We start from the raw sequence: 19,986 nt of genomic DNA, 5'->3' as shown, positions 1-19,986 counted from the left end.
AACTTACAGGTTTTTGATTAACCAGCCTCCGTTTTTACTCCTTTTGTAATAACAAACTCGCCGGGTACCCTGTAACTCCTTTCATTGCGATACTGCCTGATGGAATCCAGATATTCCTGGCAAACCTCTTCTCTGATTTGATTGTCAAACTTCTGGTAGGCCAGGGCCACAGCTCCTCCCAGAAAAGCGGCTACGCAGGCCTGCTCGTCATTCCGAAAGTGCAGTTCATAAGAAAAACGTTTTGATTTCGGTTCCTCAAACCCCGCCTCTTTAAAAGCTTTTGAGAGTGCATTGCCTGTGCCCATCTGAAAAAAAAGCGGACACACATCCGACTGTACGCGCCGGTCCACAATGGCAAAGATTTCGGCCCAGCCGCAATGTCTGCGCTCGCCCCAAACGAGTGCTGCCGCCCGACCGCCGGGTTTCAGCACCCGGAACATCTCCTTCAAGGCTTTTTCAGGATGCGGGAGATACATCAATCCCAGCGAACAAATCACTACATCAAACGAATTTTGTGGCAGATCCAGATCCTCGGCATCCATACGACGGAAGGAAACGGTATCCATGCCTTTCTGCTCTTTCTCCGTTCTGGCCTTTTCAATCATCCCTTCGGATAGATCGACACCCGTAACTGATCCGCCCGGGTGGACGATCTCAGCCACCGGCATCGTAACCAGGCCCGTGCCACAGGAAATATCCAATATTTGCTCCCCCGGCTGAGGGTCGGCTTCCGCCAGCAAACTTTCCTGGGCCGGCCAGAGCTGTTCCTGCCAGCCCGTCGCGTAGTGAGGAGCGGCTCTGTCCCACCCGTAGCGCTGTATGCGTCGTTGCAGACTCGGTTTCATGGAAAAAAATTGCTTTGGCGACTTACGGAATGATTGATTTAACCAAGATCAAATGGCTGTCCATTTCTATGTCTCATGTTGTTCAACAGTGTTTTCCCATTCCCTCAAAAGCCTCTTTAATGGTTATTGGATCATCCACAATTACTTATGATTTTTTACCACAGATTAGCACCAATGAAATCCGTGGCTAATTATGGTTACAATTGGCCGTTCACTGGCGTAATATTCTGATTGACCCGGAAAAAATTATCGGGATCATACCTGGCTTTTATTTCTTGAAGACGTTCATAATTGTCGCCATAGGTTGCCCGAATTCGTTCCTCCCCTTCTTCCATCATAAAATTCAGATAGGCTGCACCAGCGCTGTAGGGATGAATTGCTTCCCAGTAATCCCGGGCCCAGCTGGTAATTTTTTCATTTTCCTCGGGATCCGGGGATACGCCCGCAATAACCATCGACCAGTTGACATCGCGATAATTCCAGGCCATGTCATCCGGATCTTTTTCATGTACAACCCCGTTAATCGGATACAAGTGCATCGTGGAATGAGTGGTTGGCACTTCGGCGAATTCGAGATGCTCATTAATAGCCTCATCAGTAAGTTCACGGATAAAATCACCCTTCCAGTACCACTGTAAACCTTTGGGATACAAATCATCAAACATAGCCTGTAGAGCCGGATAAGGCATGGGACCCACATGCTCGAAAAGCGGCTGCTCAACCTCCCGGGCTTCTTGGAGTACCGACTCCGGATCTCTGCGTGAAAGAGTAAAACACCACATCAGACCGCAAACTTTCTCCCCGTGTATTTCCGGAGGAAAAGGATCACCCGGCACCTCAGCTGTCAGGAAAAAAGCATACACGTCTTCCGGTGCATTGGGCAGCCAATCGCGGTACCAACGCATCATCTTTTCCGTTTGGTCGATCCGCCAGAACATCGGCCCGGCTACGACCGTATCCACCGGATGGAGCTGGTATTTAAAAGAGGTTACTACCCCAAAGTTTCCTCCCCCGCCCCGCAAGGCCCAAAAAAGATCTTCATTTTCATCTTCACTGGCGGTCACAAAACTCCCGTCGGCCAACACCACATCTACTTCAACCAGATTATCGACCGTTAATCCATATTTTCGGCTGAGATAACCGTGACCGCCCCCGAGTGTCAAGCCCGCAATTCCTGTAGTTGATATAATTCCACTGACGGTGGCGAGACCGAATGCATGGGTGGCATGATCCACATCCCCCCAGGTGCAACCGGCTTCTGCGCGGACAGTTTTTTCTTCGGAGTCCACGCGAATGCCGTTCATTCGGGACAGATCAATCACCAGTCCGCCGTCGGCCAACGCCAGACCGGGACCGTTATGTCCGCCGCCGCGAATGGCTGTCAATAAATTATGCTCGCGAGCAAAATTCACGCATGTAATCACATCCGCCACATTGCTGCAGTAGACAATCAATGCCGGCTTTTTATCGATCATGGCGTTATAGATCGACCGCCCCTCGTCGTAGTTTTCATCTTGTCTGGTTATGATCTTTCCGCGAATTTGACCGGCAAACGTATCAATCTCTTCGCCACTTAGCGTATGTATCTTCCCATTCAGTTGCTCTGCTTTTATTGTCTCCATCTGTTTATCTATGGTTTCTATTGCAATTTATTTAGTTTAGAAATGTTACAAATAGCGAGTCGCGGCCTACAAATATCCGAGCCATTTCAGGAAGTCCGGGATTCGAGCCCGTTTTAAATGAGATGCCCGGCTGAAGTCTATTGCTTTCGGTGCCGTTATCCGGCCCATTTAGTGTGATCACGCAATAGGCCTCTCCCTCCTCCTGGCCAACAGCATTGCCTTCATCATCTACGGTAAACACCGCAGTATCGGTCGACTCCCACTCCCAGCCCCAGTTTTCCCCGAGCTCGTCAAGTGGAACTCTGTCTCCGGATTTGGTCAGGGCCAACCCGGTAAATGTAACTGTTTCTCCCACTTCAACAGTGGCCTCGCCACTGTCTCCATCCAGCTCGATGAGTGCATCAACAATCTGAGGTTTTGGTTCTTCTGCGCTCGTACTACTGTCGCATCCTATCAACAACCATGTGGCTGCCAGTAGAACAGCGGCGAAACTGGTAAAACATTGCTTGAAACACGGGTTTGGATCTTTCATAATCATCATCCTTGCTTTTTCTGTTATGTATAATGTTTAGCTCGTAAAACTGTTGCTCAGAACAATAAGCTCAATTTCTTTTCTACCTGACGGCAAAAGCCTCAACTGTCTCGCCGAACGTTTTTTTGTTTTTGGATTTTATGAGCTCAAGTATGAATACGCTCAATTGCTTATCTAAAACCTACTACAGGATACCAAAAGCCCAAAAAAAGAGAAGTCAACAATGGGTATACATTGACAGATATTCCGTAAATAAGAAGTAAACAAAGGGAAAAGCCCCAAAATACCGTGCGGAAGAGGCCTTATCTTAGAAAGGGTGAGAAGTTGGGGGACTTAAAAGAGAGAGGCAGGTCTTTGGTATTCAAAATACTAAATCGCGAGGCTCTCGTCACGCACGACTCAGCCTTGTTACTTACGTCTCACTTGCCTCTTTTTCGATATCCATCATAAACTCAGTGAGATTTTCTTCCGTTTCCATATTCAGCTTTTTACGAAGACGGTAACGAGCCGTTTTTACACTATCAGGAGTAATCCCCACAATGACCGCGATTTCTTTGCTTGTAAGGTTCAATTTAACGAGGGCCGAAAGACGGAGCTCGTTCGGTGTGAGGTCAGGATATTGTTCTATGAGGGTATCAAAAAAACCGGAATGCACCTCTTCAAAATAGATCTGGAACTGTTCCCAGTCCTCATCCAGGTTAAAGCTGTAATCGACCAGGTTTTTGAGCGATTGCAAATCGCGCAAGGCTTCCCCGTTACCCTGCTGATCCATGTTGCTGATGTACTCTTTCAACTCTTTCATCGTCTCATTTTTCTGTACCAGATGGAGTGAGTGCGTAGTCAACTGCCTGTTCTTAAATGCGAGATCCTGTTCCAGTTTCTGCTCTTTCAGGCGTGTATTCTCAAGTTCTGTTCGGTTCTTTCGGATCTTCAGGCGCTGTCGGTTGTATATCAGGACCCCGATAATCATTATAAGAATCAGCCCCGAAATAAGGGCATTCCGAAGCAACTGAGCTCTCTCCTGTTTTGTCCGGAGCAATGCTATTTCCTGCTCTTTCTGCTCAGTCTCGTAGCGGGTTTGCATTTCGGCAATCTGTTTCTCTTGTGCTGTATTAAAGAGACTGTCCTTTACCGCGGTTAATTCTTCCTGGGTACTAAAGGCACTGGAATAGTCGCCCTGCTGCATATAGGCCTGGACAAGGAGCTCAAGCGTAGATTCCATTCGCTCCAGCGATCCCGATGCTTTAGCTTGATCCAGGGTTTCCCTGCATACTGCAACAGCATCTTCAAATCTCTCCTGTACTAAAAAGTTCTGAGCCAGCTTGTTGCTGGTGATGAGAGTACTCTCGGAATAACCTATCTCTGCATAGATTGAGTTAGCCTCCCGGAAATATCGGTTAGACTGTTCAATATTACCCTGATCCTGATATAATTCGGCCAGATTCTCAAGTCCCTGGGCCTCCAAAAATCGGCTGTTTTCAGCTCTTGCTATCTCAATCTGCCGGTTATTTAAAGCTATAGCCTTCTCAATAAGATCCTGATCCTGGTACGCCGAACTCATGTGCAGTAATATTGTAGCCTGCGCATGGCTACTGTTTATTCTTTCGGCGGCATTCATCGCTTTTTCATAGTTTGAGAGCGCTTTTTTTATACTATCGCGCTCTTGGTATAGAATTGCAATCCCGGCGGCTGCGGTCGACATCTGTCGGTAGTTTTTTATTTCCCTGCCCAGTTCATAAGCCCGTTTATAGAAAGTACTGGCCTCGTCTTTATCATCACGGTAGTCATAGACAGTACCAATATAATAGAGTGTTAAAACCGAGCCATTTTGATCTCCCTCTGCATCTCTGATCCGGAGAGCCTCAAAAAAATTATCCAACGCCTTACTGTAATTTTCCTGCCCTGTGTAAAACCTGCCTAATGCATGTAAAACCGCAGCTTCTTCAAGCCGATATCCCTGTTCCCGCGTTAATTCCAGCGCCTTGAAATAATATTCCAAAGCTTCAGCTTCCTGCTCTTGTATCGAATGGTAAAATCCCAGTTTTCTGAGACTCTCGATCTGCAGCTTCCCGGCTCCCATCCGCTCCGAAATACTCTGTGCCTCTTCTACCTGATTGATTGCTTCTCCGATGTCTGTCTGACGTGTGTATCCACTGAGTTCCAGCAACAGTTCGGCCCGCTGTAATCCGTGACTATCATGTAATGCTTCTTTCAGGCTATCAGCTTCAGATTGACCATAGATATGGCAGGGAATAAATAATAAAATCGATAATGCAAGAAAAAAATAATCCCTAAACATATATTAAGTAATGAAAGAATAACATATCGCTAATCTGGCTTTAGCGTTATTTACGATAATCCCTTTTAAAGAGTAAGGAAATTCGTTTCTCTTATTAGTAAGAGCTTTCCGGAGGGTGTTCCTTACAAATTTTTAAAAAAGATTATGCTGCCCTGCCTGAAAAAGCCCTTTCCAGAGTTTCAAATAACTATATTCTGGACCTTAATCCCTCATTTTTAAGTAAAATAACCCCATTCGCATGTATAATATTAAGGATAGAAACCGGAAAGTCCAGTCTAATCCAGTAATATCTCTAAATTATTGTTACTATTTTCCCGGATAAATACTCCCGGGCCAACCCTTTTCTTGAAATCCATTCTTATCCCAAGGGACCTTTGCAAAACCATTGTTTTGCCAATAGCTATATTTCCGCAATTTCAACATCCCTTTGGACAGTGTATATATACACTGCCTATATATACACTGCGATTTTAAATTCGCTCAGGCTTGGATATTCAACAAGACCCCCGGTTTTCCAGAGCCCTCCCCCAACTCGGTCTCCGTCTCCAGAGTTTCGAGATCCAGCGTGATGTCCCTCTGATCCGATTCACTATTTGTAGTTTTACATGCAGCGAGGGTCAGAAATAGCACCCCGAGTGCTGCTGCTGATACGCTTTTGAACAATATGTTTCATAGTTATAAGATATTTTATGGTTATCACCTCCTTTTATTTTTTACTTAAACATATTTAACTCTGAAATCTGTTATAGAGGGCAATCAGCAATCCCCTTCTACTCAACAGCAAAAGCATCAACGGGTTTATCAAATGCTATAAAAAGCACACAGGGCTCATTGGATTCACATGATGCTGTATGTGGAAGTTCGGGTGGTCCATAGGCGTACATGCCCGGAGTAATGACTGCAGGATCCTGTCCCTCATAATTCACTTCCATTTCTCCCGATATTAATACCATTCGTTCAGCCGAATGATGCCAGTGGTTAGGTACTGCCGTATTTCCCTGCATCTTAAAAAACACATCTGCATCTGGTTTTGCAGGGTCACCTTGTAAAACGGCTATTCTACAACTGTTCGGCATAAATTCCGGGCACTGTCCCCACGCAAGACGTTCGTCATCAGCAATCCGGGTAAAGGCACGCTCGTTTGTCTGTGCCAGCATGCTTGCTGGAATTAAAAGCATAAAAAAAATCGCTGTGAAATGATATTTTATTTTACGCATAGTATAATTCTGGTTTGTTTGTTAGTTTGTTTGTTTTATTATTAATAACAATACTGCATTATGCTATTGAGATATCCTCTCATTATATAAAGCTGAAAAAACGGATAGACGCTATCATATAAATCCGAAAAAAACAGTTTCAACAAATAATTTAGTCCGCGGAGAGATTAGAGAGGTATTAATCTCACAACCGAATGTTGCCAAAGGGTGATAAACCATGGACACAGCCAAGATCACAGAGCTGCTTAAAGCTCATTCATCAGGAGATCTGCAGGCTCTTGACGAGCTCATGCCGCTGGTGTACAAACAGTTGAGAAAAATGGCCCATTACCGTCTGCTTGGCGAACGCCCGGGCCACACGCTCAACACCACCGATCTGGTCCATGAAGCATACTTAAAGCTGGTTCAGTTCAATCGTATCAACTGGGAAAACCGGAGCCATTTTTATGGAATGGCCTCTCAGATAATGAGAAATATTCTCGTCGATTACGCCGTCAAAAAAAAGGCCCAAAAGCGAGGGGGAGACCGACAGCGGGTCACGTTGGGAAAACAGAATCTCGCTACCGAAATAAATTTACACGATATACTCTCCATCCACCAGGCCCTGGAACAACTTGCTAAGATAGATGAACGGCAAGTGCGGGTTGTCGAGTGCCGGTTTTTTGGCGGTATGACGCTCAAAGAAACTGCCGAAGCCCTGGACATATCTACCGCAACCGTCAGCCGGGACTGGAAAATGGCCCGAGCCTGGCTGAATCGTGAATTAGCGGGTAGTCAAACGAACTGATATCATGGAAGATGGAATGCCCCATCAATACTGGCAGAAACTGAAGAGGATCTTTAATGAAGCACTGGAATTGGAAGATACTGAACGTGAAGCCTATCTTGATAAAGCGTGTGGTAGAAATCTAAGTCTCAAAGAAGAAGTATTATCGCTGATTGCCGCATACGACACACCCGGAGTTCTTGATCCTCCACCGGAAGGACTCACAAGCTCCGTATTTTCCCACCATACAACCGATGAAAAAAAGGGAGAACAAGTGGGACCTTATAAAATCATTGAGGTATTGGGACATGGAGGGATGGGCAGCGTGTACCTTGCAGAACGTGCCGACGGCCAGTTTGATCGACAGGTAGCGCTCAAACTACTTCGAACCGGTTTCACTTCGGAAAATCAGACCCGACGTTTCCTGGCCGAACGGCAGATTCTGGCCACACTGAATCATGAAAATATCGCGCGCTTACTTGACGGGGGCATTACCGTAGACGGTCAACCCTGGTTTGCCATGGAACATGTCGACGGACAGCCGATTGATGGGTATTGCAATACGCATCTTCTCCCGATTAAAGAAAGATTAATTCTTTTTCATAAGGTTTGTGAAACCGTCCAATATGCACATCGTAAATTGATCATTCATCGCGATGTAAAACCCTCCAACATCCTGGTTACTAACGATGGCACCATAAAACTACTGGATTTCGGTATTGCCAAAGTTCTTAACCCGGAGGAATTATTATCGAAATCTCCTCCGATCACGCGTACCGGCCTGATGCCCCTAACCCCGGCCTATGCAAGTCCCGAACAGGTCCGGGGAGAACCTGTCACCACCACCTCCGACATCTATCAGCTCGGGATCGTACTTTACGAATTATTGTGCGGATGCCGTCCCTACGAGGTTTCCGGCAAAACCCCAGGTGAAGTGGAGCGTATTATCTGCGAAGAGCAGCCTGCCCGTCCGAGTACTGCTATTACAAACATTCTGTCGGAACAAAATAATACTAAACATCTGCTGCCGAATATCAGCCGTGACAGGCAGACAGAAGCGGCCCAACTCCGGAAACGGCTCACAGGTGATCTGGACACTATTGTATTGAAAACACTGCGGAAGGAACCAGATCGCCGCTATGATTCCGTCGAACAGCTGTCCACCGACATCCGCAATTTTCTGGAAGGTCGGCCGGTTACAGCCCACCCGGATTCCCTGGGATATCGGATCCAAAAGTACGTCAAACGACACCGATGGGGAGTAGCCGCTACTGTTGCAATCTTTTTCTCTCTTATAATGGGTACCAGCGTTGCCCTTTGGCAGGCAGAAAAAGCAAATCAAGCGGCCGAACTGGCTCAAAATGAAGCTGAAAAAGCTACCAGGGCGTTAGCCGAATCCGAGCAATCCCTTGCAAAAGCGGAATCGCTGCATGAGTTCCTGATGGAACTTTTCTGGGCGGCAGATCCGAATCGGCCACCGGACGAACTTCCGGGTACCGAAGAACTACTGGAGCTCGGAGCCCGACAGGCTCTTGATGAAGAACTTGGCCAACCTGCTGAGCGTTTGGGTATGTTAAACGTAATCTCAGAAATTTATCTGAGGCAAGGATGGACCGAAGAAGCCCGCCCGCTTCTGGATGAGGCCATAGACCTTGGAAACAAACGACAAAACGAGTGGCCGCAGGATCTGGCCCGGGCCCTGCAGTTAAAGGCAGATTTGAACAGACAGGAGGGAAAGGTAGATCAATCGAGAGCTTTACTGATTGAAGCAACAGAAATCCTTGAACGTTTAAAGGACAAGCACTGGAGGCGCTATGCCGATATTCAAGCTGACAGAAGCTACGTGGAACGGCTTGACCAAAACTATAAACGGGCAATACGTATACTCGAACCGATCTATGAAGAAATTCAAAATCGCAACGATGCGGATCTTGAATTAAAAATGGACATCCTCAATTTTCTTTCTGGTTTTTACAGCGTAGTCGGACGCCTTCATGAAGCAGACAGGATACGAAATGAGAATATAAAAATCATAGAAAAACTGGAGGGAAGCGAAAGTCTTAATTATGGCATAAACCTTATGAACAGTGTCAGTTTAAAATATAAATTGGGACAATTCGATATTGCTGAGAAAAGAGCCCGGGAAGCCATTTCTATTTTTAATCATATCTATGATGAACCGACCGGTGTAGAAAGCGTTGCATATGGAGCATTGGCTGCGACCAAATTATATTCCGGTCAATTTGACGAAGCGCTCTCTGCTTTGGAAATTGCTAACGAAAAATGGGCGCACAGTCTCAACAAGGACCTCGACAACTGGCCGGTACCTAACATTTACAGAGGATTAATGCTGGGACAGATGAACCGATGGCGGGAAGCTAAACCGAAATTATTACAAACTCGTGACTTCTTTGACCAGGGACACTATACAATGTATCACAATACCCCGGACGGAGTTTTAGCCGAGGCACTGTGCCGCTCAGGCAACACAAAAGAAGGGATCTTCATATTAAACGAGATGAACGTCGATAACGGCCAGACTAATGATGAGAACCCGGTGTACCAGGCTCAAATTTATGAATCCCGTGCACGATGTCTCGTCGAATCCGGGAGTCTAAAGAAGGCTCATCAGAAGATAAAAAAATCGCTTAGCACTATGACTTATCCCGGCCGTGCTATGGAGCGAGCCGAACGAAAACAATTACTCGCAAAAATTCTGATAAAGTTAGATCGGGAAAAAGAGGCATCCCGTCACCTTAAGAAAGCAGAACAGCTTTATTTACATCTTGAGCTTACCGATCATCCGGAGCTGGCTCGTACAGAAGTGCAAACAACGAATTGATGTCCTATCAAAATTGATCTGTACCCCATCCAGCAATGACAAAACCGAATGGAAGATAACATTTCTATTTAAAATCAACAGTCCCGCTTTTCCTATTCACCTTCAATCTGAACATAAACTTCTTCAAACCGCCCTGTTTTGCTTGCCGCCGCGGTTAAGGCGTTGTTCTAAGAGAAAACGGATATCGGCCACCCGAAGGTCTCGATCATACAGCGGAAAAGGCCTTGTGTGAAGGGATGCGGAGAGGGAGGGATTCGAACCCTCGATACCCCGTTGGGGGGTATACTCCCTTAGCAGGGGAGCGCTTTCGACCGCTCAGCCACCTCTCCAGGCGAATGCAAATATACGCCGGTTTCTTTTTTTAATCAACGTATTTATGCTAAAAATGTCAGCGGATGAAGATAAGCCGATATATGCTGCACAGGATGTGCTATTCGCCGTCAAGAATATAAATCTGGGCTAAATTCCGCCCTTCCTGTGCATAATCAAGCCCATAGCCCAGTACAAAGAGCGCAGGAATCCTGAAGCCGACATAATCCAGCTGCACATCATGGCGGGTAGCTTCCGTTTTGTGCAGCAGCGTTATCGTTTCAATGGAGGCGGGCTTTTTCTTCTGTAGCTTCTCCACTATATATTTCATGGAAAGTCCCGTATCCACAATATCCTCGACCAGAATAACATTTCGATCCTCAATGTCGGCATCGATATCCTTGAGGTCGGTCACTTCGCCGGAGGACACCTTCTCGTCACCGTAGCTGCTGAGCTTTAGAAAATCGACTTCACAGGAAATCTCCACGTGCCTCATCAAATCAGAAAGAAAAATATATGCCCCGTTGAGCACGCCTATAAAGATGGGATTCCTGCCTTCATAGTGCCTGGAAAGTTCTTCGCCCAATTCCGAAACGCGTTCCTGCAGTTCTTCCTGTGTTATATAGACGTGAAAGGTCTCGCCGTTGCACTCTACTGTTTCAGGTTTATATATAGCCATCTGTATTAATATCTATGCTATTTGCTATACCTTATTTTTAAGCATCGCCGGGTATCGGCATCGTATTTTACCTGTTCCGAAATAGTGCCGACGGAAACGCTATTTTTTATGGGCGGAAAAATAACAGCACAGATGGTTTCCTCAAAAGATTCTACCACCAGGGCTTCCGGTTTTCGGGCGGCGGGTACTTTCCTGTTGGTCAGGTGATCCGATACCAACTGGCGGCCATCCATCCCCAGGGGCTGGATGCGGTCTCCCTCCCGCCAGTACCGGAGGGTTACCGGCCAGGAAATTTTATCCGAATCCATACAGAGGGTTTCGTTCTCGCGGTAGGACGCACAGGAAAAAATTTCAAATGTAAGGCCGGCTTTGCTGCAGCTGGTTTGCTCAAGGTTTTCTTTATGTAATACCGTCCCGGAAAAGGAATCCGGCTGGCCCTTTTCGATGATACAATAATAATTTCGATCACGCATCAACGAAAATTGCCCCGTCAGCTGCACTTCTTTACCGGTTTGCAGCTGATCAATCGTTTCGACCCGGCTGAGGCTGTGGCGGGAGATTTGGATATCCGGGTTACGCTGTTTCAGCAGAAACAGGAGCACAGCTTTTTGTATCCCGGAATCAAGCGAATGAAAAGCTTCGCGTTCAATACCCCGCCCGCCCGTAATTTCTTTTACAATCCAGCGAATCGCCTGTTCATAATGCCGGGCCTGCTTGCTAATACGCAATACATTTTGCTTCCATCCCGGAAAAAAATCAGAGAGCTCCGCCAGCCATTCATTCCGCAGGAAATTACGCGCAAAATCAGATTCAAGATTTGACATATCGGTCCGGTAAGGAATGGCATTTTCATCTGCAAAGGCAGCAATGTCCTCCCGTGAGACATTCAGAAGGGGACGGAATAACCGCCCGTCCCAAACCTGCATGGCCGACCAGCTGGCCAGTCCCGCCCCGCGAAACATTTTCTGTAAAATCGTTTCTATTTGATCATCCCGGTTGTGAGCAACGGCAATACCTTCGGCCTGTCGTTCGCGGACCGCTGCTTCAAACAGCTGATATCGGCGATCACGGGCCCACCGCTGAAAATTTTGTCCCTCGGCCTCCTCCGGTTCTACCTGGACAATGGAATACTCAAAACCCCACTCCCGGGCCATGCGGGCAACCAGGCGGGCATCTTTGCGGGAAGCGTCGCCCCGCTTGCGGTAGTTCACGTGTACGACATGAACCGAAATGCCCAGCCGGTAAAAGGCGTAGAGCATACTCATAGAGTCTATCCCCCCACTCACTCCGGCCACGAAACGGGGTTCATCCCGGCTTTCAAAAAAATCCGTTATATGGTTTTGAATATTCTTTTCAATCCGTGATAACTCGGATTTGCTCATAAGAAAAAGATTCTAATCCGCCTTCCTTATTTAACACCACCAGTCGGCCGGACTCATTAACGCCTAACAACTTATATGAGTTGGCTTTCTTTTCACCATTAACGCTCAGGCCAATCCACTTACCATAGCCCTCAATTTTCCTGTTGACCTTCCTGAGCAGACCGGAGTTCTTGCGCAGCCACAAATCATATTTATATTCAATACGGGGTAGCAAGCAGCTTAAAAAATTTTCGCGGAATACCTTTTTTCCCGTTTCCAGTCGTATGGAGGTTGCTTTACCGGCCAAATCCGCATGATAGGTTTGCTGATTGGCATTCAAGCCTATACCGATAACAAGGCGGTCCAGCTTGTTGCCCAGAAAGACCGCCTCGGTCAGCAGTCCGGCTACTTTTTTGTTATTATACAGCACATCATTGGGCCATTTGATGTAGGCACAGGCTTCCCGCTCAATCTCCTGTAATTGCTCGACCAGCGCCAGCGCACAGGCCATCGTCAATACATGAAATCCCTCGGTTAACCCCGGCTTAAACACCATTGAGAAGGTCAGATTTTGTCCGGGCTCAGACTTCCACTTCCGGTCATATTGTCCGCGGCCGCTACGCTGGTTATCGGTAAGAACCACCGTACCGTGCTCAATCTCTTCGGCATCAAGCTTTTTAACATAGGTGTTCGTTGACGGTAAGGCTGCATGATAGTGAAAATCCTGGCCCAGCCACTGGGTGGACAGATTCTTATTAAAAACAGGCACATCAAAAGAATCACTCAACACTTCATCTCATTCATTATCATTTTCATCCTAAGCTTCTGCCAGCTTTCTTTTCAAAAGGTCAATTTTGGCCACGGGGGTGGGATCGGTGCTATTCAGTATAGCAAGATAAAAGCTGGTCCAATCTGCAAGCTGAATCAGGGAAAACATACGGGCAAGCCTACTCTTTCCGCGCGTTTCAAACAGATGCAACGATGCTGTCTGATCTTTGATCAGCTCTTCCACAATCTTCATCCGCTGTTTCACTCGTTCATTATCCTCCCTGTCAACCAGCATAATAACTGAAAGACGTCCCGTCAAATGTACTATCCGCTCCCAGCCTACGATTTCGTTGTGCGTCATCTCAGGAAGCGTGTTGCCGTAGGCTAACGTTTTGGCATTTTCTTCAAACTGTTCTCGCCATCGAAGATTGACCGGTTCCAGCATCGTGGAATCCGAATAGACAATCGGCAGTGTATCATCCAGCTTTTCTGCCAGGCTAAGCGCTTCGTTATCTTCAGAGTTTGCAAGAAGTCCGTTTTGTTCAGCCAGCAGCTGGTTTGTTTCCTCCAGCGCCTCCGCTTCATCTTCATTTATAATATCAAGGTATTGACAAATGCGAAAAAGCGGTACAAAATTATATCCGAGGGCAGCACGGGGTGTCAGCCCACCCGGAATTTTAATATAGTCAAATCCCTCTTTAGCAGCCTTTAACATCAGGGCACCCCCGGAGGTGACGGCCATAGCCTGTGCCCCTCTTGCCCGGGCCCTGTCCACAGCAGTAAGCGTCTCCTCAGTGTTTCCGGAGTAGCTGCAACCAATAATCAGGGTATGCTCATCCACCCAACGCGGAAGTTCATAATGGCGCAGCATCTGGATGGGATAGGGACAGCTGTCGTAACAGTAAGCACGGATCAAGTCAGCCCCTATTGCGGAACCGCCCATCCCAACAAAACAGATCGTACGGACACGATCCGCATCAATCGTGAATTCGATCTCTTCGGTCTGTGCTCTGGCTTCTTCCCACTGCTTCGGGAATGCCTCCAGAAAGCTCCACATGTTTTGTGTATCAATCGATTGTATTAATGATAGATCCATCGTTCCAACAGCTATTCGTTTGCTAAAAATTTCACAAAGGCATCTTCAACATCGGATACCGTAATACTTTCGGAAACCTGGGCGGCCAGTTTTCTCATCTCATCGAGAGAATGGCGGCACAACGCTTTTTTAACCATGGGTAACGCCCCGGGCGTCATGCTGAGCTCATTTATTCCCAATCCCAACAGGCAACAGGCTGCAACGGGATCGGAAGCCAATTCCCCGCAGACACTTACCGGCCTGGACGTCGCCTTTCCGGCTTCGGACACATGCCGAATCATTTTCCATACCGCGGGATGGCGCTGACTATACAAGCCGGAAATGCGTTCATTGCCGCGATCTACCGCCAACAGGTACTGTGTAAGGTCATTGGTACCGATACTTAAAAAGTCGACCTGCTCTGCATAATGTTCGGCCTGCATGGCTACGGAAGGTACTTCCACCATAATACCCAGTTGAATATCAATATGGGTAGTATTGGTTTTCGCTGCCAACTCTTCTTCTGTCTCCTTTATTACCTCTTTAATCACCGCAATCTCCTGCAGGGAAGAAACCATCGGCACTAAAAGACGTACGCGTCCCGGGTATTGAACTGCCGTTTCCAAAATGGCACGCAACTGCTCCTGGAACAGCGCCCGTTCATCAAGGAGCATGCGGATACCCCGCCATCCCAGAAAGGGGTTATGCTCCTGTTGTCCCTGGTCAAAAAATTTATCCCCGCCCGCATCAAACAGGCGGATAGTTACAGGGTGCGGGTTAGTGCCTTCCAGGATAGCGTGGTAAAATGCCTTTTGCTGCTTTTCCTCACCGAATTGATCGTGCCGCAGGTACAGTGATTCCGTTCGTAATAACCCGATACCCTCAGCCCGAACAGATCGGACAGCCGCCAGTTCTTCCTTAAACTCAATGTTCGCCTGCAGGGAAAAAGAGGCGCCGTCGCTGGTTGTATTCGGACTCTTGCATATCTTTTCCATCTCGGATTGCTCGTCAGCAGCCCGAGCCATCAGTTCTTCATACTTCGCTTGTGTGGCGGGAGTGGGATTTACCAATACTTCCCCACGATCCCCATTCAAAATAACCAGCTCCCGGCCTGCGATGGAAGTTGACGCATTTTCCACCCCCACTACCGTCGGAATCTGCATGGATCGGGCTAAAATAGCAGCGTGCGAGGTCGTCCCCCCGCGATCCATGACAATACCACCGATATTCTGTTCTGAAAACTCAATGACTTCGCGGGGACTCAATTCCCGAGCGATCAGGATACTCCCCTGCTCAATCTCATCCTGAATATCATTATTATTGATAATATGAATCAAGCGGTCACGGACATCTTCAATATCTATGGAACGCTCCTGTAACAGCCCCTGCTGGTTATCCATCAAATCCAGGTAGGTACCAAATACTTTCTCGATAGCCGCATCAGCAGGCTGGTTATATTTTTTGATCTCAATTTCTACCCGTTTTCGCAGATCGGGATCGTTTATCATCTCAATATGTGCCTGAAGCAGCTCCTTTATCTCGCCGTTTTCCTGGGTATCCTGAAGCTTCCGGATCTCTTCTTTAGCTTCACCCAGCGCTTTCTCGAACTGGCTGAGCTGATGATCAATCTCATCATCGGTAATATTCTGACTAGAAACGGTAGGGCGACTACGCTGATAGAGGCTGGTTTTTCCCATCGCAATGCCCGGCGCAGCAGGAGCCCCGGAAAGCACTATCTCTTCTTTTGAAATACTATCCTTCATCATCGTAAACTTCTCCAAATCCATCATTAATTAGTTCTATAATGGCTTCAGCTGCTGCTGCTTCATCCTCGCCATCAATTTCCAGTTCCAGTTCAGCGCCCTGTTCGGCCGCCAATGTCATCACTCCCAAAATACTTTTTCCGTTCACCCTGTATCCATACATATGAATAAAGAAATCGGACTTGAATTTGCTGGCTAACTTCACCAATGCTGCTGCGGGACGAGCATGCAGGCCGGCATCATTCACAATCTTAACTTTTTCTCTGATCATATTGTTTCATCTTTATAGCTTAAGATGCTAATTATTGTTCTAACTATCCATGAAGGAAATAGCAAAATTTCAAGGCTGAAAGCATCATTATTAATATTGCCGATTCCTCATATGTTTTGTTAATTTATGGTTCATTTGAAATGAACTAAATATCGAAATTTCATGTCTGTAACCAAAAAAGATGTCAAATATGTAGCCGACCTGGCTCACCTGCAGCTAACGGAAGATGAATCCGAGTCGTTAGTGCACGATATGAATCAAATTCTGGACTTTATGACCACGCTCGAAGAGGTAGATACCTCCGACGTTGAGCCGCTGGAACATGTCATAGATCTGGAATATCGACTTCGTGATGACAAGGCCGAAGAACCGCTGCCGCACGAGGATGCCCTCAAAAATGCTCCCGACGCCGACAGCGACTACTTTCGCGTTCCCCGTGTGATTGAATGACAGGTAATAATATTTTTTATCTGTAGATATGGCATGAATAGATATACAGATAAATTCCGGTAGAGACAGATACGGGAGCACAAGCAGATACCTTTACTTTCCCGTCCCTGCGTTTCCATTAGTAAGTAAACCAACAAAACAATCGCTTTGAATTCGAAACCCCAGCCTCACGCTCTCAAAGAAGATTTCATCTCCCGGTTGTCAGAAAACAAGAAGCATGGGATCGCATTAATTCTCCTGTTTTTGCTTCCGCTGGTGCTCTATTCGGCTATTTTTTTCGGCGGCAAACAATTCCTGGGAAATGATGTACTGCAGTACCGGGCTGGTGCGGAATCGATCATCAACTATATTGAAACACACGAGGGGGAACATCCCAACTGGGCTACCAACATGTTTTCAGGAATGCCTTCCTATGTGCTCCACAACCCGCCCTCCCCGCCGAGTATCGATACGTTTTTCAAATGGATCGGCGGTAACGCCCATCCCCTGGCCTTCTTCTGGATTCTGCTCAGCGGCGCCTACTGCTTTTTTATCATTCAGGGGGTCCGCCCGTTTTCTGCGGCGCTCGGGGCTGTCTTGATCGGATTTACGACCTATCTGCCCATTATCATAGAAGCGGGCCATTACAGCAAATTTATGGCTTTCTCCTTTATCCCATGGATGTTTGCGGGGTACTACCTGGTATCAAGATCGAGCAAAAAGATGGCGGCGTTCTTCATTTTTGCACTTGCCATCATGCTGCAATTGAGAGCCAACCATCCACAGATAACCTATTACTTTTTGTACCTGCTCGGCTTCTGGTGGATCTATGACAGCTGGATAGCTTATAAAAGAGAAGAAATCAACGATTGGCTGCAGCGTACGGGCATTGCCTTCGGAGCCGGCATCCTGGCTATTATTTGCAGTATAGATCTCTACTGGCGGCTCTACGAATATGCCCGGTACAGTACCCGCGGCGGCTCTACGCTCGATACTTCTTCGCAGGCCGGGGGACTTTCACTCGAGTATGCATTCAGCTGGTCGCAGGGTATCGGGGAACTGTTGACGCTGGTGATACCCGGACTCTACGGCGGCTCTTCCGGCGAAGCGTACTGGGGACCCAAATCATTTACCAGCGGTCCGCATTACCTGGGCGGCATTGCCTTTCTTCTGGCTCTTATCGGACTCTTTCGATACCGAAAAAAAATTAAGTATCTCTTCTTTGGCGTGGGGTCGCTGACTACCCTGTTCTCGCTGGGCTATCACTTTCCGCTGCTCAACGAGTTCCTGTTCAACCATATGCCCTACTTCAATAAATTCCGCACCCCGGAAATGTGGCTCGTTGTTTCGGTTTTCTGCTTTTCTGTGCTTGCGGTTTACGGGGTCGAATCACTTTTTGACATGGCCCGGGACAAAACAAGCTCTATCAGTGATCTGTTATTGCCTCTGGGGGTCGCAGCGGGATTGGGTATTATATTTGCCTTCGGAAGCAATGCGCTGCTTTCCTTTGAAAAGCCCGGTGAAGTGAACCAATATACCCGTCAGGTGGCGCAACAAAACAATGTCTCGCCCGACAATCCACAGGTGCGCCGGCAGGTCAGTAATTTCATCAATACCCGCCTCAAGCCGGAACGTAAAGAGATGGCCCGCAGCGATTCCATACGCTACCTCGTTCTGGTGCTTCTGGCAGGGGGACTTATTTTCGGGTTTATGAAGAAAAAGGTGAGCCCGGGGTATTTCCTGGCGGGCCTCCTGTTGCTGGCCACCTACGATATGCTGAGCGTAGACAGCCGGTATGTTAACGAGGACCAGATGACCGCCGACCGGCTGGAGGCCGAACAACTGATCCGGCAGCAGCAACAGCCGGTCGATAAATTTGTCATGCAGCATATCAACAGCAACAAGGGATATCCCTACCGGGTCTTCCCGTTGATGAGAAATCCGTTCAATAACGCTATTCCGGCGTATTTTTATCCCACCATCGGAGGCTATACCGGGGCCAAACTCGCTCACTACCAGGATATGGTCGACCACCTCCTCATGGATGGTCCAGCCAATATCAATGAACCGATCCTGGATATGCTCAATGTCAAATATGTGACGGCCCGGCAGGCCCTGCCCCTGGGCGACGGGAACGGATACACCGAGGTTTTCAGCCAGGGAGAACAGCGGGTTTACCGAAACGATGATGTGCTGCCCAAGGCGTTCTTTGTGAACTCCGTAACCACCGTTTCGGCTCCCCAACAAGCCGTGGACCTGATGGAGCCGGCGGCTGACTTTAACCCGGCAGACAGAGCCATTGTTGAGACTGATGAGACCATAACGGCCTCGACAGACACAACGGCCCGGGTCTCGGTTACATCCTACGACGCCAAAACCATTGAGCTTGAAACTTCTTCCGCAGACGATGGATTCCTGGTGTTGAGTGAAATCTATTACCCTGCGGGATGGGAGGCTACGATCGACAGCGAACCGGCGACGATCTTCAAAACGAATTTTGTGCTGCGCGGACTCCAGGTACCGGCGGGCGAGCATACCATTCACATGACCTTCGAACCCGCCTCCAATATCTGGGGCCTGCGCCTCGCCTGGACGGGACATATTCTCCTGTGGGTTGCCGGCATCGGAGCTGTGGGCCTGTGGTACAGAAGAAGCGATATAGCCTCATAATGACCGACAGCAGGAGATTCACATTCACCAACTGTTTTCTGCATTTGCAATTCTTACTTCACACTTTTCCACCTTCTCCTTCTCAAAGAAAATGGCACAGAAACCGCTGAAATACGATCTTTTATGTTAACTCATTAAGTAAGATCGATAGCTATTAATGCATCTTTAACAGTATATTAGTTTCTATTAATTACAGATTACTTGCATATTACCTACCTTAAAGCAAAAAAACTTGTTCTGTATAGGGTAATCCTCGTATATTGTTAACAGTTACTTGAAAGAAAGCCCTTCAGCTGCAGGGCTTTTGTTGTTTTCCCCTCTGTAGAAGCACTTGTTCCTACCCCTCCGATCCTTTCATTCTTCAGCCTTTTGAATCGGATACGCTATATTTTTGGAATGCTAAAAGTATATACCATCATACAGTTATTGGATCATAATTGGTTTTGATGGTGTGTCTAATCAACTCCAAATCATACAGCCATTTCGTGAATTCTCCTGAAATTCCCTTACCTTCCCCTTCAATTCATTCGATTCAGCT

15 protein-coding genes and 1 tRNA gene are annotated in these 19,986 nt (G+C 47.4%); 4 read left to right on the top strand and 12 right to left on the bottom strand.

Translation table 11 applies throughout. The features are described 5' to 3' along the window. Positions 1–17: 17 nt before the first annotated feature. The 5 genes from BUB16_RS10760 to BUB16_RS10735 all read right to left on the bottom strand — a co-directional run bounded on the left by BUB16_RS10760 (position 18) and on the right by BUB16_RS10735 (position 6,455). On the bottom strand, positions 18–845 hold the full coding sequence (locus BUB16_RS10760) for a class I SAM-dependent methyltransferase (RefSeq protein WP_073063643.1): 828 nt from the start codon (positions 843–845) through the stop codon (positions 18–20). A gap of 197 nt (positions 846–1,042) precedes the next feature. Further along, the gene (locus BUB16_RS10755; RefSeq protein ID WP_211483144.1) at positions 1,043–2,467 is read right to left on the bottom strand and encodes an FAD-binding oxidoreductase; all 1,425 of its coding nucleotides are present in this window, start codon (positions 2,465–2,467) and stop codon (positions 1,043–1,045) included. A gap of 31 nt (positions 2,468–2,498) precedes the next feature. Beyond that, a complete protein-coding gene (locus BUB16_RS10750) occupies positions 2,499–2,999 on the bottom strand; it encodes a hypothetical protein (RefSeq protein WP_139240276.1) in 501 nt (166 codons plus the stop codon). Positions 3,000–3,411: 412 nt separating this feature from the next. Beyond that, the gene (locus BUB16_RS10745) at positions 3,412–5,298 is read right to left on the bottom strand and encodes a tetratricopeptide repeat protein (protein WP_073063637.1); all 1,887 of its coding nucleotides are present in this window, start codon (positions 5,296–5,298) and stop codon (positions 3,412–3,414) included. A 770-nt stretch (positions 5,299–6,068) separates the two neighbouring features. Continuing rightward, positions 6,069–6,455, bottom strand: coding sequence for a cupin domain-containing protein (locus tag BUB16_RS10735; protein WP_434083889.1), 387 nt, complete (start codon positions 6,453–6,455; stop codon positions 6,069–6,071). A 277-nt stretch (positions 6,456–6,732) separates the two neighbouring features. On the opposite strand from BUB16_RS10735, the gene BUB16_RS10730 reads away from it, so the two are divergent. Next, positions 6,733–7,302 carry a sigma-70 family RNA polymerase sigma factor gene (locus BUB16_RS10730; protein ID WP_073063628.1) on the top strand — a complete coding sequence of 190 codons (570 nt, stop codon included), beginning with the start codon at positions 6,733–6,735 and terminating at the stop codon, positions 7,300–7,302. A 4-nt stretch (positions 7,303–7,306) separates the two neighbouring features. Next, the gene (locus BUB16_RS10725) at positions 7,307–10,123 is read left to right on the top strand and encodes a serine/threonine protein kinase (RefSeq protein ID WP_073063624.1); all 2,817 of its coding nucleotides are present in this window, start codon (positions 7,307–7,309) and stop codon (positions 10,121–10,123) included. 239 nt (positions 10,124–10,362) lie between these two features. On the opposite strand, the gene BUB16_RS10720 is transcribed toward BUB16_RS10725, so the two are convergent. From BUB16_RS10720 to BUB16_RS10690, 7 genes are all read right to left on the bottom strand, one after another. Beyond that, positions 10,363–10,452, bottom strand: a tRNA-Ser gene (locus BUB16_RS10720). Between the two features lie 101 nt (positions 10,453–10,553). After that, positions 10,554–11,111, bottom strand: a complete 558-nt coding sequence (gene hpt / locus BUB16_RS10715) for a hypoxanthine phosphoribosyltransferase (RefSeq protein WP_073063621.1) — start codon at positions 11,109–11,111, stop codon at positions 10,554–10,556. 17 nt (positions 11,112–11,128) lie between these two features. Beyond that, positions 11,129–12,493: a tRNA lysidine(34) synthetase TilS gene (gene tilS, locus BUB16_RS10710; RefSeq protein ID WP_073063618.1), complete on the bottom strand. Its 1,365-nt coding sequence runs from the start codon at positions 12,491–12,493 to the stop codon at positions 11,129–11,131. Further along, positions 12,465–13,259 carry a biotin--[acetyl-CoA-carboxylase] ligase gene (locus BUB16_RS10705; protein ID WP_073063615.1) on the bottom strand — a complete coding sequence of 265 codons (795 nt, stop codon included), beginning with the start codon at positions 13,257–13,259 and terminating at the stop codon, positions 12,465–12,467. Before BUB16_RS10705 ends, tilS begins: the two co-directional genes overlap by 29 nt. A gap of 30 nt (positions 13,260–13,289) precedes the next feature. Next, positions 13,290–14,336, bottom strand: a complete 1,047-nt coding sequence (locus BUB16_RS10700) for a bifunctional phosphoglucose/phosphomannose isomerase (RefSeq protein WP_073063612.1) — start codon at positions 14,334–14,336, stop codon at positions 13,290–13,292. A gap of 11 nt (positions 14,337–14,347) precedes the next feature. Further along, positions 14,348–16,081 (bottom strand): phosphoenolpyruvate--protein phosphotransferase, encoded by a 1,734-nt coding sequence (ptsP, locus tag BUB16_RS10695; protein WP_170864363.1) that lies wholly within the window; start codon positions 16,079–16,081, stop codon positions 14,348–14,350. Continuing rightward, positions 16,068–16,349 carry an HPr family phosphocarrier protein gene (locus BUB16_RS10690; protein ID WP_073063606.1) on the bottom strand — a complete coding sequence of 94 codons (282 nt, stop codon included), beginning with the start codon at positions 16,347–16,349 and terminating at the stop codon, positions 16,068–16,070. Before BUB16_RS10690 ends, ptsP begins: the two co-directional genes overlap by 14 nt. Before the next feature lie 162 nt (positions 16,350–16,511). On the opposite strand from BUB16_RS10690, the gene gatC reads away from it, so the two are divergent. Continuing rightward, positions 16,512–16,799 carry an Asp-tRNA(Asn)/Glu-tRNA(Gln) amidotransferase subunit GatC gene (gene gatC / locus BUB16_RS10685; RefSeq protein ID WP_073063603.1) on the top strand — a complete coding sequence of 96 codons (288 nt, stop codon included), beginning with the start codon at positions 16,512–16,514 and terminating at the stop codon, positions 16,797–16,799. A 147-nt stretch (positions 16,800–16,946) separates the two neighbouring features. Next, a complete protein-coding gene (locus tag BUB16_RS10680) occupies positions 16,947–19,448 on the top strand; it encodes a glycosyltransferase family protein (RefSeq protein WP_073063600.1) in 2,502 nt (833 codons plus the stop codon). Positions 19,449–19,986: the final 538 nt, after the last annotated feature.

The organism is Fodinibius roseus (assembly GCF_900129315.1).
GTDB lineage: Bacteria > Bacteroidota > Rhodothermia > Balneolales > Balneolaceae > Fodinibius > Fodinibius roseus.
Note: the sequence above shows the minus strand (reverse complement) of the source record. Positions and strands in the feature narration are given on the sequence as shown.